Annotated in this window: 14 protein-coding genes, 1 tRNA gene and 2 pseudogenes; 10 read left to right on the forward strand and 7 right to left on the reverse strand. The window is 71.4% G+C overall.

Annotated features, from left to right (window positions below; translation table 11 throughout):
- The first annotated feature begins 49 nt into the window (after window positions 1–49).
- The 7 genes and pseudogenes from EBH09_RS15255 (at window position 50) to EBH09_RS15285 (ending at window position 4196) form a co-directional block, all read left to right on the forward strand.
- Window positions 50–1729, forward strand: a complete 1680-nt coding sequence (locus tag EBH09_RS15255) for an IclR family transcriptional regulator C-terminal domain-containing protein (protein WP_121747552.1) — start codon at window positions 50–52, stop codon at window positions 1727–1729.
- Between the two features lie 74 nt (window positions 1730–1803).
- A tRNA-Arg gene (locus EBH09_RS15260) sits at window positions 1804–1876 on the forward strand.
- 181 nt (window positions 1877–2057) lie between these two features.
- Window positions 2058–2324 carry a hypothetical protein gene (locus EBH09_RS15265; protein WP_031016074.1) on the forward strand — a complete coding sequence of 89 codons (267 nt, stop codon included), beginning with the start codon at window positions 2058–2060 and terminating at the stop codon, window positions 2322–2324.
- The gene (locus EBH09_RS15270) at window positions 2321–2767 is read left to right on the forward strand and encodes a hypothetical protein (protein WP_121747553.1); all 447 of its coding nucleotides are present in this window, start codon (window positions 2321–2323) and stop codon (window positions 2765–2767) included. Before EBH09_RS15265 ends, EBH09_RS15270 begins: the two co-directional genes overlap by 4 nt.
- 149 nt (window positions 2768–2916) lie before the next feature.
- Window positions 2917–3048, forward strand: a pseudogene (locus EBH09_RS15275) (IS256 family transposase); the annotation flags it as partial.
- 40 nt (window positions 3049–3088) lie between these two features.
- A pseudogene (locus EBH09_RS15280) lies at window positions 3089–3322 on the forward strand (serine/threonine protein kinase); the annotation flags it as partial.
- 307 nt (window positions 3323–3629) lie between these two features.
- Window positions 3630–4196: a Uma2 family endonuclease gene (locus EBH09_RS15285; RefSeq protein WP_121747554.1), complete on the forward strand. Its 567-nt coding sequence runs from the start codon at window positions 3630–3632 to the stop codon at window positions 4194–4196.
- A 254-nt stretch (window positions 4197–4450) separates the two neighbouring features.
- Here EBH09_RS15285 and EBH09_RS15290 read toward each other — a convergent pair whose 3' ends face one another.
- The 3 genes from EBH09_RS15290 to bagM all read right to left on the reverse strand — a co-directional run bounded on the left by EBH09_RS15290 (window position 4451) and on the right by bagM (window position 7889).
- A complete protein-coding gene (locus tag EBH09_RS15290) occupies window positions 4451–5536 on the reverse strand; it encodes a prephenate dehydrogenase (protein ID WP_121747555.1) in 1086 nt (361 codons plus the stop codon).
- Window positions 5537–5673: 137 nt separating this feature from the next.
- Window positions 5674–7245: a bagremycin/ferroverdin biosynthesis UbiD family decarboxylase BagN/FevL gene (gene bagN / locus EBH09_RS15295; protein WP_238697321.1), complete on the reverse strand. Its 1572-nt coding sequence runs from the start codon at window positions 7243–7245 to the stop codon at window positions 5674–5676.
- Window positions 7242–7889: a bagremycin/ferroverdin biosynthesis UbiX family decarboxylase BagM/FevK gene (gene bagM, locus EBH09_RS15300; RefSeq protein ID WP_121747556.1), complete on the reverse strand. Its 648-nt coding sequence runs from the start codon at window positions 7887–7889 to the stop codon at window positions 7242–7244. Before bagM ends, bagN begins: the two co-directional genes overlap by 4 nt.
- Before the next feature lie 62 nt (window positions 7890–7951).
- Between bagM and bagL the strand changes: the two genes are divergently transcribed.
- The 3 genes from bagL (at window position 7952) to bagJ (ending at window position 11333) form a co-directional block, all read left to right on the forward strand.
- Window positions 7952–8407 carry a MarR family transcriptional regulator BagL/FevM gene (gene bagL / locus EBH09_RS15305; RefSeq protein WP_121747557.1) on the forward strand — a complete coding sequence of 152 codons (456 nt, stop codon included), beginning with the start codon at window positions 7952–7954 and terminating at the stop codon, window positions 8405–8407.
- A gap of 124 nt (window positions 8408–8531) precedes the next feature.
- Window positions 8532–9908, forward strand: a complete 1377-nt coding sequence (gene bagK, locus EBH09_RS15310) for a bagremycin/ferroverdin biosynthesis FAD-dependent oxygenase BagK/FevA1 (protein ID WP_121747558.1) — start codon at window positions 8532–8534, stop codon at window positions 9906–9908.
- Window positions 9909–9974: 66 nt separating this feature from the next.
- On the forward strand, window positions 9975–11333 hold the full coding sequence (bagJ, locus tag EBH09_RS15315; protein WP_121747559.1) for a bagremycin/ferroverdin transporter BagJ/FevB: 1359 nt from the start codon (window positions 9975–9977) through the stop codon (window positions 11331–11333).
- A gap of 142 nt (window positions 11334–11475) precedes the next feature.
- On the opposite strand, the gene bagI is transcribed toward bagJ, so the two are convergent.
- The 4 genes from bagI to bagG form a co-directional block, all read right to left on the reverse strand.
- Entirely contained in the window at window positions 11476–12462 is a 987-nt protein-coding gene (gene bagI / locus EBH09_RS15320) for an AfsR/SARP family transcriptional regulator BagI/FevR (protein WP_193776326.1), read from the reverse strand.
- 182 nt (window positions 12463–12644) lie between these two features.
- Complete coding sequence (gene bagH, locus EBH09_RS15325; protein ID WP_121747561.1) at window positions 12645–13568, reverse strand: bagremycin/ferroverdin biosynthesis o-aminophenol oxidase BagH/FevF; 924 nt, start codon at window positions 13566–13568, stop codon at window positions 12645–12647.
- A 34-nt stretch (window positions 13569–13602) separates the two neighbouring features.
- Window positions 13603–13974, reverse strand: coding sequence for a bagremycin/ferroverdin biosynthesis copper chaperon BagZ/FevE (bagZ, locus tag EBH09_RS15330; RefSeq protein ID WP_238697322.1), 372 nt, complete (start codon window positions 13972–13974; stop codon window positions 13603–13605).
- 132 nt (window positions 13975–14106) lie between these two features.
- Window positions 14107–15483 (reverse strand): bagremycin/ferroverdin biosynthesis FAD-dependent oxygenase BagG/FevA2, encoded by a 1377-nt coding sequence (bagG, locus tag EBH09_RS15335; RefSeq protein ID WP_121747563.1) that lies wholly within the window; start codon window positions 15481–15483, stop codon window positions 14107–14109.
- Between the last annotated feature and the right edge of the window lie 96 nt (window positions 15484–15579).

Consider the following 15579-nt stretch of genomic DNA (forward strand, 5'->3'; position numbering starts at 1 on the left):
TCCGGCGGCATTACGGTAGCCCTGCCGCGACCGCCGTACCGGAGAGCCGATGCCCGCCCACACCACGAACGACGCCGCCCGCAGGCAGGCCGCCGCCGCACCCGGCACCGGGAACGCCGAACCACGGCCCGCGCACGCACCCCCTCCATCCGCTCCATCCGCTCCGTCCGCCCCGTCCGCCCCGCCGGCCGAGGCGGTCGCGCCGCTGCTGCGCGGTATCGCCGTACTGCGGCGGCTGACCGAGGCGGACGGCGGCACCCTCAGCCTCAGCGGCCTGGAGAAGGCCACCGGCCTGGCCCGCTCCACGGTCGACCGCGTCACGGCGACCCTCGCCCGCATGGGATACGTCCGCCTGGACGGCCGCGACGTCACCCTCGCCCCCCGCCTGACGGAACTGGGCAACGCCTACCTGGCCGCCCTCCGCCTCCCCGCCCTGCTCTCCTCCCGTGCCGACGCCCTGGCCGGCGAACTGGACGAGTCGGTCTCCCTCGCGGTCGGCGACCGGGACGGCATCCGCTTCATCCACCAGGCCACCCGACGCCGCGCGATGTCCCTGAGCTTCCGCATCGGCGACCTCCTCCCCGCCGAACGCACCGCGCCGGGCCCGCTGTTCGCCACGGAGTGGACGGAGTCCGACTGGCACCACTGGCACGAACGCCGGGCCGCGGACCCGGAGGACCGCACCTTCCCCGCCGTACCCCCACGCGAGCACACCGCCCAGGACGACGACTTCGAGCAGCGCACCACCGCCGCGGCGGCCACCGACTGCGCCCTGGACGACCAGCTGATCGAACCCGGCCTGGTCGCGGTCTCGGCCCCGGTACGGGACCCCGGCACCGGCCGGGTGGCGTGCGTGGCGAGCGTGGTGAGCCACACCAGCCGCCACACGGCCGAGGACCTGCGCACCACCCTGCTCCCCCGCCTGCGCGCGGCGGTCACCGCGATGGAGAACGACCTGCGCACCGCCCCACCACCCGAACCGGGCACCCCCCGGTCCGGCCTGGCCACCTGGACGACCGCGTCGAAACACGAACTGGGCCGGGAGTTCATCGAATCCCTGGCCCGCGGCCTGACGGTACTGACGGCGTTCGGCGAAGGCCGCAGCGCGCTGACCCTCACGGAGGTCGCGAAGGCGACGGGTCTGGCCCGCGCGACAGCCCGCCGGGCCCTGATCACCCACGAACACGCGGGCCTGGTACGGCAGACCCCCGACCACCGCTTCAGCCTCACCCCCCGAGTCCTCTCCCTCGGCTTCCCGCCCCTCTCCCGCACCTCCCTCCCCCAGATCGTCCAGCCCCACCTGACCGCCCTCGCCGACCGCGTCCACGAGTCGGCCTCGCTGGCCGTCCTGTCGGACTCGGGCGAGGAGATCCAGTACACGGCCCGAGCATCGACGAGCCGCGTCATGAGCGCCCACATCACCCTCGGCACCCGCCTCCCGGCCCGGTCGACGGCCCTGGGCCACGTCCTCCTCTCCCTCCCGGAGGCCCGCTCCCTGGGCTACGCCCTGGTCGACGAGGAACTGGAGGCCGGCCTGCGCTCCCTCGCCGTCCCGGTACGCGACCGCGAGGGCCGCACGGTGGCCGCCGTGAACATCGCCATGCACGCAGCCCGCCGCACGGCAGCGGACTGTGTGAAGGACGTCCTGCCGTTCCTGAAGGAAACGGCCGCACACATCGAGGCCGACCTACGTGAGGCGGGCCGCTTCCGCCGGGTCCCCCTCACCTGACCAGCCCGCCGCCCTCCGACCCACCCGCTACACTGTCGGCGGTGGCACATCCGCACCTCACCGTGCCGCCACCGGCCTTCGTAGCTCAGGGGATAGAGCACCGCTCTCCTAAAGCGGGTGTCGCAGGTTCGAATCCTGCCGGGGGCACAGCGCGTTACCGCTCTGGCCTGGGGTTTCTTCCCCAGGAAGGGCCCCTACGCGGCCTCGGACTCCTCGTCCGGGGCCGTTTTGCGTGAGCGGACGGAGAGTTGATCTCCCGAACATCTCCCAAAGGATCTGCATCATCCGGCACGGCCTCCGAGCCGGGCGAACATGGCATACTTGGAGTATGGCAACCCGGAAGATCACCATCACCGTGCCGGAAGAGCTGGTGGAATCGATCAAGGAGCGCGTCGACGCACGCGGAGTGTCCGGCTATATCGCGGCCGCCGCCGCTCATCAGGACGCCATGGACCGACTGCGCGAGCTGGCCGGGCGCCTCGAGGAAGAGCACGGCGCCGTGACGGACGACGAGCAGCAGGCAGCGCTGGACCGCATCGCCGCCATTGACGGCTGGCATGACGAGCAGCGATCACATTCGGACAAGGCCGCGTGAGCCGCACCGCCCGGGCGAGGCTGCATCGGCCGCGACAGCGCGTCTTCGTGTTCGACTCCGAGGCTCTCTCCAAGGCGGTCCAGGGCGATCGGGAGATGGCAGCGCTGATCAAGACGGCTCCACGGCTCGACATCCCGATCGTCACCTCGGCGCTCACGACCTTGGAGGCATGGGACCCTCGCGAAGCGTCGAGGCAGGCACTGTGGAACTGGACGCTGTCCCGGATCCGCGTCGTGCACACGGACGACCAGGTGATCGCCATGGCGCGCGACATGCTGAAGACAGCCGGCCTGCATGGGCACAAGTACGCCATCGACGCAATTCTGGCGGCCGTGGCCGGGCAGGAAGCCGCGCAGGGAGCTGAGGCAACCGTCTTCACCTCCGACACCGACGACATGAATCAGCTCCTCGCCGGACACTCCGTGCGAGTCGAGAAGGTCTGACGAGACGCCGCCCAGACTTCACTCCGACGACTCGCCGGCTCCCCCGACTGCCCGCTGGCCGTACACCGACAGGGACCCTCCGATACGGGTGTCAAGCCGACCGCCGGGACGGAAAAGCCCAAGCGCGCTCTACAAGTTGCGGAGGTACGTGCGTCTACATGGCGATCATGTCCCTCGATCCCACAGGCAAGGGCCAGGCCCGCTGGACCATGCGCTGGAAGACCGCGCTGAACGCCTTCGACATCACCTTCGACGGCCGCCTGTCGGCGGCCCGTCAGTAACCTCAACCACCCCAGATACACCGAACGTTTGACAGACCCTGTGCTGAACGTCGTGCGGGCCGTCGACAGCGACGTGAGCGAGGAAGCCGTGGAGCTGCGGCACAACATCGGGATGCTGCTGCTCGCCCAGGGCCGGACCGCCGAGGCGCGGCAGGTTCTCGAACCGCTCCACCAGGACATGTGCATGGTGTCCGGCCCGGAGGACGAGATGACCGTCGAGATCGCCGAGGCGCTCGCCCTGATCCGCCTCGACCTCGACGGTTCGGCTTCCTGACCCGGTTCCTCCAGAAGCGGCATCACCAAAACCATGCCGCTCTGCGGCCGAGGGTTTCGCGACGGTCACGTCGCCGGGTGGTTCAGCGCTCACCGGTGTGGCCGCCAGGTCAGTGGTGCCGCCGGCGGTGTTCCGATCCTCCGGCGACGAGTCCACCGCGCCGGTTTCCCACTTGTCGTGGGCTTGCCGCTCGGATTCCGGCAGGCGGGGAGGGGCGTGAGCGAGATCAGCATGCCGTACGGACGGCAGACAGTACGCTGAAACCCAGCGGGATCGGGCCCGCAGCACAGTGTCCGGGAGGTGCTTCATGACGGCCGAGATGGTGGCCCCGGCGTGGATGCATGAGCAGATCACGGCGGAGGAGTACGAGTCCTGGTCCGAGGAGCAGTGCGCCGGCATCGAGATCGTGGACGGGATGGTCGTCGTGAGTCCGAGCGCGTCCAAGCGGCACAACCGACTGGCGCGGATTCTCGCGAACGCCCTGGATGCCGCCGCGGGCCCGGAGTGGAACGCCGACACGGACTTCGACGTCCGGCTTCAGGACGTCCCGCTCACCAATCGCCGCCCGGACGTCGTCGTGTACCGCGCGGACACGATCGACATCACCCCCACCCGCCCTGAGCACGTGCTGCTGGTCGCGGAGGTGGTGTCGCCGGGCTCGGAGACCACCGACCGGATCGTGAAGGTCGACCAGTACGCCAAGGCAGGCATCGGCTTCTACTGGCGGATCGAGCAGGCCGTGACAGGCGTTGCTCTCGTGTACACCTACGTTCTCGACCCCGCGACGAAGACTTACAAGGACGGAGATGTGTTCACCGGCGTCCTCAAGGTAGCGGCCCCCTTCCCGGTGGAGATCGACCTCGGCCAGATCTGATCACGCACTGTTCAACAGTCGGCGACGCGTGAGCGATGCGTGAGCGGACTGCCCGATACAGGGCGACATGAGCCGGATCAAGCGGCTCGCCGCGCGGTTCTGACCAGGAAAAGCAGCATCGTACGGCAGCGCCAGGCAGCCCTCGGCAGGGGTTGGATCCCACTCCTGAAGCGCGTGTCGCAGGTTCGAATCCCCAGAACGGGCTCGGCACTCATGAGGTCGGGACCCCGGCTCCGCTGTCCGGGCTCGTGTCGTCAGCGGTGGATCGACCAGCCGCGTTCTCTGAGGGCTGTGCTCAGGGCGGGGGCCGCTGTGGGGCTCACCATCAGTTGGACCAGACCCGCTTGGCGGCCGGTCGCGTGGTCGATGTGTATGTCCTCGATGTTGACGCCCGCGCGGCCGGCGTCCGCGAAGATGCGGGCCAGTTCGCCCGGCTGGTCGCTGATGGGGACGGCCACCGTCTCGTAGGAGGCGGGTGCCTCGCCGTGCTTGCCGGGCACTCTGGCGCGGCCCGCGTTGCCCCGGCGCAGGACGTCCTCGATGCCCGCCGCGCCGCCGCGCCGCTTGGCCTCGTCGGCGGACTGCAGGGCGCGCAGCGACTCCACGGTGTCCTCCAGGTCGGCCGCCACCCCCGCGAGCACCTCCGCGACGGGGCCCGGGTTGGCCGCGAGGATCTCGGCCCACATCCGCGGGTCGGACGCGGCGATCCGGGTGACGTCGCGGATGCCCTGGCCGCACAGTCGCACCGCTGTCTCGTCGGCGGTCTGGAGTCGTGCGGCGACCATGGACGAGACGAGCTGCGGGGTGTGCGAGACGAGGGCGACGGCCCGGTCGTGGGCGGCGGCGTCCATGATCACGGGTACGGCGCGGCAGAGCGCGACCAGTTCCAGGGCGAGGTTCAGCACCTCCGTGTCGGTGTCCGGCATCGGGGTGAGCACCCAGGGCCGGCCCTCGAACAGGTCGGCGCTCGCCGCGAGCGGGCCGGAGCTCTCCTTGCCCGCCATGGGGTGGGTGCCGATGTACGAGCCGAGAGGGAGGCCCAGGTCCTCCAGCTCGCGCCGGGGGCCGCCCTTGACGCCGGCGACGTCGGCGTAGCCGCGCGCCACCCCCGCGCGCATCGCCCCCGCCAGCACGGCGGCGGTGTGCGCGGGCGGCACGGCGACGAGCGCCAGGTCCACGGGGCCGGGGGGCGGCTCGTCGCTGCCGGCGCCGAGGGCCGCCGCCGTCCGGGCCCGGTCCGGGTCGTTGTCGGCCAGATGTACCCTGACGCCGCGTCCGGCGAGCGTCAGGGCCGCGGACGTGCCGATCAGGCCGGCTCCTATGACCAGGGCGGTCCTCATCGGACGCCGCCCTCGTGCCGGGCCGCCGCGCGGCGGAGGAGGGGCGCGAGCGCTTGGTGCTGCTGCTCAGTGTTCACGTGCTCCGTCCATGTGAGGAAGGGGCCCCTTCACCAGGGCCGCACCGGTCCCGTTGACCGTCAGTCGTGCCAGTGTTCGAGGACCCTGCGGCGGATCCGCTCCGGGTATGCCTGGGCGAAGGAACTGTGCGGGAGCCGGCCCTCGCCGGGGGCGGGCAGCAGCCCGTCGTGGAAGACGATCGGGCCGGACTGGGCGGCGCGCTCCTCGTGGGTGTAGCAGTTCAGCAGCGGGTGGACGAAGCCGTACCACGCCTCCGCCCGGTCCAGGGGGTGGATCCGGGTGGCCAGCGCCCACAGCAGGTCGGTGTCGTCGGCCGGGTCGACGTCGTCGTCCAGGACGAAGGTGGCCGCCGTGGCGCGGCCCGAGTGGGACTCGGAGAGCACCTTGCCGATCCGGTGCGTGAGTTGGGCGGAGTCGACGCCGGGCAGCCGCTCCCGCCAGTCCCGCGGGACGGTGACCACCATCCAGTGCGACGCGGCGCGCAGCGGCGACCAGGCCGTGGTGACCGGCAGGCCGGCGGCGCGCAGCTCCGCCAGGACCTCGGCCGCCTGACCGACGCCCGTCACGGTGTGGAACTCGTCCACCGGCCGGCCCTCGGCCACCAGCGGCCAGATCGGGTCGTCGCGGTGGGTGATGGCCTCGACCGTGTACACCGGCTGCATCGACGTCTCGGTGGAGCCGTATCCGGCGAACTCGCCGAACGGTCCCTCCCGCGCGTCGCGGCCGACGGACAGGTGCCCCTCGATGACGATCTCCGCGCCCGCGGGCACGTCCAGGTCCACCGTCTCGCACCGTACGACGTCGACCGGCTCGCCGTGCAGCGCCCCGATGTAGCCGGCCTCGTCGACCCCCGGCGGCAGCGGAACGCCCCCTACGAACGGGACGGCCGGGTCGCCGCCCTGCACCAGCGCGTACGGCATCGGCTCGCCGATCTTCACCCACTCCGACCAGATCATGCCGATGTGCTGCGCCGGGATCACCAGGCCGGTCATGTGCTTGCCGTCGATCAGCATGATCCGGGCGATCGACCAGTTGGTCCACCGGCCGTCCGGCGTCCTGGCGACGATGATGCCCCAGGTGTTGGCGTAGGGGCCGCCGTCGAACTCGTGGACCCGGGGCACCGGGAAGCGGTCGAGGGTGGCGTCGTCGCCCAGCAGCACGTTCTGCTTGCAGGGCGCGTCCTCCCGCGCGACCGGCCGAGGGGGGACGGGCTTCGCGTCGCGGGTACGGGCCAGGTGGTCGACCAGTTCGGCGGCGGTGGTCCCGGCGGGCAGGCCGACGGACAGCGCGACCCGGGCCAGCGGCTTGCCGGGGGCGGAACTGAGCGCGGCGGGCGCCCCGAGCAGCCGGAAGCCCGGCGCGACGCCCTCCACGTTCTCGAACAGCGGGGCCGGTGCCTGTCGTTCGCAGGACAGGCGGCTGATAGCGGCGGCCTCCAGGTCGGCGCTCACCGGCCGCGTGACGCGCCGCAGGTCGCCGAGCGCCTCCAGCGCGTCGAGGTAACCGCGCAGCTCACCGAATCGGATCAGCGGCCTGGGGGCGAGCGTCGGGCTGGTCGTGGGGTCGGTCGCCGGGCTCGCCGTGGAATCGGTCGCCGCCCCGCTCGTAGGCTCGGTCATAGGCCTGCTCATGAACGCGCGCTCCTCTGTTGCGTACCGTTGTGGCGTATCTGGGGGGCGTCGGCCGCCAGGCCCGTCCGGCCGGCCTGCGGCCGCGGGAAGCCTTCCCAGCGGCGGGCGCCGGTGGCCTCGAGACCGAACTGGTCGAGAACCCGCATGACGATGTGGTCGACGATGTCGTCGACCGACTCCGGCCGGTTGTAGAAGGCGGGCATGGGCGGCACGATCGAGACGCCCATGCGGGCGAGTTCCAGCATGTTCGCCAGGTGGATCTCGTTGAGCGGCGTCTCCCGCGGCACCAGCACCATCCGGCGCCGCTCCTTGAGCGTCACGTCGGCGGCGCGGCCCATCAGCCCTTCGGCGTACCCGGCCCGGATGCCGGCCAGCGTCTTCATGCTGCACGGGATGATCACCATGCCGTCGGTGGGGAACGAGCCGGAGGAGACCGCCGCCCCTTGGTCGTCGGGCGAGTAGGTGACGTCGGCCAGCGCGGCCACCTCGCGGGCGCTCAGCCCGGTCTCCAGCTCCACCGTCGCGCGCGCCCAGCGGCTGAGCACCAGGTGTGTCTCCACCTGCGGGTTCCGCTGCAACTCGGTGAGCAGTCGGACGCCCAGCACCGCGCCGGTGGCGCCGGTCATTCCCACGATCAGCCGCATCCTGGCCCCCCACCGCAATCTTCCGTGTACGGAATATCCTTGTACTGAATATACTGGCCGGCATGACGAACACAAGCCCTCGGCAGCGGCCACAACTGGAAGAGGCGCTGCCGCATCAGCTGCGCCGGGCCGGACAGGCGTGGACGGCGCTGTGGCAGCAGCGCCTGCCCGACCTGACCAGTCCTCAGTTCGCGGTGCTGCTCGCCCTGGACGACCACGGCAGCCTGGACCAGTCCGCGCTGGGGGCCCTGACCGCGGTCGACCGCTCCACGCTCACCGTCCTGCTGGACCGCCTGGAGGCGCGCGGCCTGGTGACCAAGGAGATGGACCCGGCGAACCGCAGGCGCCGCATCGTCGCCCTCACCGACGCCGGCCGCCGGCGTCTGGCCGAGGGGGTCGGGGAGGCCGCGCAACTGCACGCACGGGTGGAGGAGTTGCTGGGCGAGGAGCGGACGAGGCAGCTGGTCGAGATGCTCCGTGTCATGGGCGACATGCCGCAGCCCGCTTCCCCTCGATAGTCCGCAGCCCACTCCCCCTCGATGGGCCGCGGCCCACTTCCCCTCAATAGAGGGATGGGCCCTCCGAGCCGGCGCTGGAAGTGTGATCAGCGAACCGACTGGCTCCGCCTGGGAGGGCTGACGCATGTACAGACCGGCAACCGCGCAACGGCTTGCCGGGCGCCTTTCCGGTCCGGTGCTGGGGCCCGGGGACGAGGGATACGCGGCCGAGGTCACCGGGTTCAACCGGGTCCTGCGGCACCGGCCCGCGATGGTCCTCGGCGCACGGGACGCCACGGAGGTGCGCAAGGCCGTCGCCTTCGCGGCCGAGACCGGACTGCCGACGGCGGTCCAGGCGACAGGCCACGGTCCCTCGCGCGTCACCGAGGGGACCGGGCTGCTCGTCAACACCCGCCGGATGACGGGCGTGACCGTCGACCCCGCCGCCCGGGTCGCCCGGGCCGAGGCCGGCGCGCGCTGGCGGCAGGTCGTCGACGCGGCCGCCGTCCACGGGCTCGCCCCGCTCAACGGCTCATCGCCGCTGGTGGGGGTGGTCGGCTACACCCTGGGCGGCGGACTGGCGCTGCTGTCCCGCGCGTACGGTTTCGCCGCCGACCACGTCACCGCGGTGGACATCGTCACCCCCGACGGACTCCCCCGCACCGCCACCGCGCGGCGGCACCCGGACCTCTTCTGGGCGCTGCGCGGCGGCAAGGGCAACTTCGGCGTGGTGACTGCCCTGGAGTTCGGGCTCGTGCCCGTCACCCGGCTCTACGGCGGCGGCCTCTTCTTCCCCGGCGACAGTGCCGCCGAGGTGCTGCACGCCTGGCGGTCGTGGACGGAGTCCGTGCCGGAGCGGACCGCCTCCTCGCTGGCGCTGCTGCGGATGCCCGACCAGAGGCCGATCCCGCCCTTCCCGCGGGGCGGGCTCCTGGTGCACGTCCGCGTCGCCCACCTCGGCCCGGGCGACGAGGGGGAGCGACTGGTCAGGCCCCTGCGCGCCGTCGCCCCGACGCTCGCGGACACGCTGGGGGAGATGCCGTACACCCGCTTCGCGGACATCCACAACGCCCCGGCCTTCCCCATCGCCTACGACGAACGCTCCGCCATGCTGCGCGCGCTGGGCCCGGACGCGGTCGACGACCTGCTCCGCCTCGCCGGCCCGGGCAGCGGCTGCACGGACGCCGTGGTCGAGTTACGGCACATGGGCGGCGCGCTCGGCCGGCCGGCCGCGGTGCCGGGCGCGGTCGACCACCGTGACGCCCTGTACTGCCTGACCACGCTCGGACCGCCCGGCGGGCGCCCGGAACACGTCGTGGACGGCATGGCGCGTCGCGGGACGGGCCGCGCCCATCTCAACTTCCTCGCCGGACCGGGCACCGCCCGGCTGGCCCACCGGGGTCACTCGTCCGCCGACTACGCGCGGCTGGGCGAGATCAAGGCGCGGTACGACCCGGAGAACCTCTTCCGGTTCAACCACAACATCTCGCCGCGCGCACGGGCTCCCCGACGCCCCGCGTGAGAACCCCCGACCACACGAAGACGCCGACTCGGCACACCTCACGAATCCTGGAAGGGACGACTCTCGATGACCACCAACAGCGCGGTGCAGGCTCCGCCGCGAACCGCCCCCGGTGCGGGCTTGACCGGGCTCAGGCTCGGAGCTCTCTTCGGCCCCGTGATCTTCGGAGTGACCGCCGCGGGCGTGGCGCTGCCCGACGTCGCCATGGAGATGGAGGTCCGCCCGGCGGTCGCCGGCTGGGTGCTGACGGCGCACGCACTCGCGCTCGGCGTGGGCACCGCGTTCTTCGGGCGGCTCTCCGAGAAGTGGGGCGTGCGCAACACCCTCCTCACCGGGGCCCTGTTCCTCGCCGTGGGCGCGGTGCTGTGCCTGGTCGCACAGGACTTCGGCACCTTGATCGCCGGCCGGTTCGTGCAGGCGGCGGGCTCCGGCGCCATGACCTCCAGCGCCCTCACGCTCGCCTCGGGAGCGGCGGCCGAACACCGGACGAAGATCCTGGCCATCTTCGGCGCGTCCATGGCGCTGTTCTCCTCCACCGCCACCCTGATGGGCGGCATGGTGACGGACTGGCTGGACTGGCGGCTGACCCTGGTGCTGCCGGCGCTCTCCCTGCTGCTGGTGCCCTTCTGCCTGGAGCTCGCGGCCTCCCGCCCCGGCTACGGCAAGGCCGTCGACGTGACCGGCGGCGTCCTGCTGGGTGCCGGCGCGACCTCCCTGCTGCTCCTCATCCAGGCGTCCTCCCTCGACCTCGGCACCCCGCTGGTGATCGGGCTGGCGGTGCTCCTCGTGGTGTCGGTGGCCGGCCTGTTGACGCGGATCGGCAAGCGGCCCGACGGGTTCCTCCCGCGTGACCTGGCCACCGACCGGACCTTCCTGACCTCGGCGATGATCGGCGTGGGCGGTTACGCCGGCCTGTTCGCCGCGATGTACGCGGTGCCGCAGATCCTCACCGTGCAGTACGGCTGGGGTGTGTTCAAGATCGGCGCCTGGTTGCTTCCGGGCGCGGTCGTCGGCGCCGTGGCCGCCCGCGTGGCCAGCAAGCTCACCGTCGGAAAGGGCGGCAGCCTGCTGCTCGCCGGGACCGCCGTCAGCTGCTCGGTGTTCCTCGGCATCGTCGGCGTCGTCGACGGCGGCATCGTCGTCATGCTCATCGGCACCTCCATGGGCATGGCGACGTTCGCCGCCACTCAGGTGCTCACCACCGCCGTGCTCTCCAGCCGTCTCGCGCCCGCACAGCGCGGTGGCGCCATGGGCGTGCTCAACCTGCTGTTCTTCGTCGGCGGCGGCATCGGCTCGGCCGCGGCCGGGACCCTCTCCGAGCACATGGACCTCACCAGCGCGCTCGCCGTCGTCGCGGCGCTCCCGCTGCTGGCCGGGCTGATCGCCCTGACGCTCCCGCCCGCCCGGGCGCAGCAGGAGGTCTGACGCGTACGGGGCAGAGGCCCGAAGGCAGAGGCCCGGGAGCACAGGCCCTGAAGCAGCGGCCCTGAAGGTGAAGACGCAGCGCGCCCCTCCCCCTGGTCCTGTCCATCGAGGAGCAGAGGGAGGGGCGTTGCCGTGAGCCGGTTCAGTAGGCCGCGGCGCCCTGGTCGGCGTCGCTCAGGTCCAGCCAGAGGGACAGGATCCGGCGCAGACCGTCGCGTTCCGTGCGGAGCAGGTCGTTCTCCAGCCGCAGTTGCTCCAACGGGTCGGCCGTGGCGGTGTTCGGAGAGGTCCGGGAGAGCAGCGCCACGCCGGCCGGGCGGCGGCCCTGGTGACCGTCAGGGCGAGGGACGGCGTAGGCCGGCGGGTCCGCGGGAGGTGAGCCCGCCGGGGAGAGCCGCCCCACCAGGATCGACTGGTGCAGGACGTGCAGGTCCCGGGCCGGCTCGATGCCGAGGTCCTCGGAGAACCGCGCCCTGACGGCGCGGAAGGTCTTCAGGGCGTCCGCCTGACGGCCCGAGTGGTACAGCGCCAGCATCAGTTGGGCGCAGGCTCGCTCCCGGAAGGGGTTCTCGGAGACGAAACCGGTCAGATCGCCGATGATCCGCTGGTGGTACCCAAGCTTCAGCGCCACGTCGAAGTACTCCTCCTGCACGGTCAGCCGGTCCTCGTGCAGTCTGACGACGAGCGCGCCCAGCGCCGGGCTGTCGAGGCCGGCCGCGACCGGTCCGCGCCACAGCGCGAGCGCCGACTTCAGCAGCCTCTCGGCGCGCTCCAACTGATCGTCGCGGACCATGGCCCGCCCCTGGGAGACGAGCCGCTCGAAAGTGAACAGGTCCACGGCGTCCTCGCCGTGGACGCTGATCCGGTAGCAGGAGGGGTGCGTCTCGATCACGCTGTCGCGCTCGCCGCCCCTGAGCAGGCGGCGGAGGCCGGAGACGCAGATGCGGATCTGTCCGTGGGCGGACGCGGGCGGCCTGTCGTCCCACATGACGTCGACGAGCCGGTCGAGGCTGACCATCTGATTCGGCTGCAGAAGCAGCGCGGCGAGTAATTTCTGCCTGCGGATACCGCTTATTTCTATTGGCTCCCCGCCGCTCGTCACGAGTAGCGGGCCAAGTATGTGGAACACGTGGTCGGCGCACATATCTATACCCCCGGTAATGATGTGCGAGAAAATGACGCACGGGCGCGTGAAGACCCGTAATTATGCCAATACAGTTGCCATCGGCATCACGTGAATGTCGATGGCAACTGTCGTCGGCGGCACAGGACTACGGTCGTGCGAGATGTTTCCTGGACCTCTGAAGAACCCTATTCGTAGCGGTAGAACTTCGTGTGATCGAGCAGATCGGCCGGTGTCATCGTGTACCAGGGCGCGAGCTTGGTGTGCAGCGAGGGCACATCCGGGTGCTCTTCCACCGGAAGGTACTGAGGAACGTCCGGGTGCTGCTTCTGCCAGATCGACCAGGCCTTGTCGAGGAAGGAGTGGTGCATGAAGAAGATGGGGTCGTTCGGCGACCCGATGTACAGCATGTGGCCGCCCACCCAGGTGTGGCCGGCGCCGTGCAGCTTGCCCAGATTGGCCTCGTGCGGGAACTTCGCGTACCCCTCCAGGTGGTTGCGCAGGGACTGCGTCTCGGTGCCGTACCCCGAGGTGTAGTTGTAGGGCGGCGTGTCGTACGTCGGGAGGGCGAGGGTGTCCTCCAGCTCCTTCGCCGTCGGCAGGACGGGGTTGGTGGTGCCGAAGTCGCGGACCAGGTAGTCCCGGTCGTCCGCGGTGTAGTTGCCGTTGAACGCCGGGTGCTCGTCGCCGACCGGGACGACGCTGACGTTCAGCTTCCAGCCGTTGCAGCGGGCGAACGGGCCGGTCATGACCCTGCCGTCGCCGGGCCGGCCGTTGCCGCCCATGAAGTCGTCGGCCCACAGGGGCGAGTCGGGACTCTGGTCCCTGGTCCAGTCCCAGTACGGGATGGTGACGGTGGGGTCGAACCGCTGCATAGCCCGCTCCAGGACCAGCAGGTACTGGCGGTGCCACGGGAACAGGCCCGGACCCATGTGACCCCAGCGCTTGCCGACACCGCCGTCCTTGTCCAGGTAGTCGCCCGAGTTGATCTTTATGTGTATTCGGACCAGCTCGTCGTAGACGCCTGTCTCCTTGACCCGGAGCAGGGCACGGATGAAGCGTCTCTTCTCCGCGCGGGTCATGTCGAGGTGGTTCTTGCGAACGGGAACCATGGGCTTCTTCCTTCTCGGTTCTCTCGTCTCCGGATCAGGCATGGTGGTGGCCGCCGGAGGGCAGCAGGTTCGCCCCCCGCAGCTCGTCGACGGCCTGACGTCCGGCGGCCAGCGGAGTGGCCTCGAACCGGTAGTGGCACATCGAGCTGAGGTACGCGCCCTCGCCCAGCTTCATCAGGTGCAGTTCCCGGCCGTCTATCCGCACCTTCTCGGTGCTCTTCGACACGGTGATCGTGCGGCCCTTGTACTGCTCGGTGTACAGGTCCCCCGGCTCCGCGGCCGCCCCGGGGGCAGCCGCGTCCTCGTTCGAGGCGGCCCAGGTGTTGCCCGCGTGGATGACGGCGGCGGGCGCCGCCGCGACCGCGACGGCGCCCGCCATGCCCTTCATCACGTCACGTCGTTTCACTGCTGTCCTCCTGATTGAACAATCCACCAAACAGTGGTAAGCGTCCCGGCCAGCCTTGCAATGGGATGTATCGGCGGCATATCGCGCCGGTCGTACCGCGCCCGCGGGTGCGCCGCGCGGCTCCTCACGAGATCAGGCCTGTCGCGGACGCGGTGCGATGTTGTGGTTGAACCGGAAGAGATTGTCCGGATCGACCCGGCCCTTGATCTCTGCCAGCCTGGCGAAAGTGGCCGGTTCGTAGCCGCTCTCGGTGAGGTCCGCCGCGTCGGGACTGGCCAGGAAGTTGAGGTAGCGGCGCCCGGTGCCCCACGCCGCCATGCCGTCCACCACGAGCGGGGGCCGGTTGTCGGGCAGCGAGAGGGTCGACAGCGCGAAGGCGGCGTCCCGGTGGTCGACGGCGTTGGGCGTCTTCGGCGGCCGGCCGACCGCGCCGCCCAGCTGCCGCAGCTCCACCGCCAGGTCGATGCAGTCGGCGCCCGGACCGGCCAGCTCCAGCAGCGCGCCCACGGCCGCCTCGTCCAGCTCGCGGAGCATCATCGACCGCTCGCTGTAGGGGATCGGCTCGGTGGGGTCGTTGTGGATCTCTCCGCACCTCGTGTACGGCATGTCGGCCAGCGTGTCGACGACCAGCGGACCGGCGGCGCGCAGCGGCCCGACCAGCTTGTCGCCGTCCTCGGCCGAGCCCAGGTAGGCGATCCGGACGTGCACGGTCAGCCGGCCGCGCAGGAAGGGCGGGATCGACTCGACGTCCGGCAGCCGCAGCAGCGCCAGCGAGGAGGTGAGGTCCTCCGGCACGGTCGCGGTCCACTCGCGCCAGGCGTGCAGCACCTCCGCGGCGGCCTCGCCGGCGAAGAACAGCCCGCCGCCGTACAGCCGCTCCACCGGGACGAGGCCGAACTCCAGGGCGGTGACGACGCCGAAGTTGCCCTTGCCGCCGCGCACGGCCCAGAAGAGGTCGGTGTCCTGGTCGGCGGTGGCCCGGTGCGACTGGCCGTCGGGCGTGACGATCTCCAGGGCGGTGACGTGGTCGGCGGCGTAGCCGTACTTGCGGGCCATCAGCCCGAGGCCGCCGCCGAGCGTGTAGCCGATCACCCCGGTCAGCGGGGACGAGCCGTTGAGCGGGGCGAGGCCGTGCTCGGCGGCCGCCTCGACCACCTCGAACCACTGCGTGCCGCCCTCGACCCGGGCCGTCCGCGTGGCCGGGTCGACGCGCACGCCCCGCATCCCGCGGGTGCTGATCAGCAGTCCGCCGTCCGCCGCGGTGGACGGGCCGTGGCCGGTGGCCTGGACGGCGACCGGCAACCCGCGGGCGGCGGCGAAGGACACGGCCTCGCGCACGTCCTCGGCTCCCGCCACGACCGCCACCAGGTCCGGGGAGTGCTCGCTGATCTGGTTGAACCCGTCCAGCTCCGGGGCGAAGTCGTCGTCCCCCGGCAGCAGGACCCGGCCCCGGATTCGTTCGGAGAGATCCGCCGCGGCCGGCTTCTCGATGCTCTTGCCTGTCGTCATCCTCAGTCCTCCCGGACCCGGTTGTGTGGCGGGACGGAAAGGACTCTGCCAACGGCGGGGGCCGCGTCCCATCCCCCGTTTGAGGAGGATGCGGCG

Source organism: Streptomyces sp. E2N166, assembly GCF_003671715.1.
GTDB classification, from domain to species: Bacteria; Actinomycetota; Actinomycetes; order Streptomycetales; family Streptomycetaceae; genus Streptomyces; species Streptomyces thinghirensis.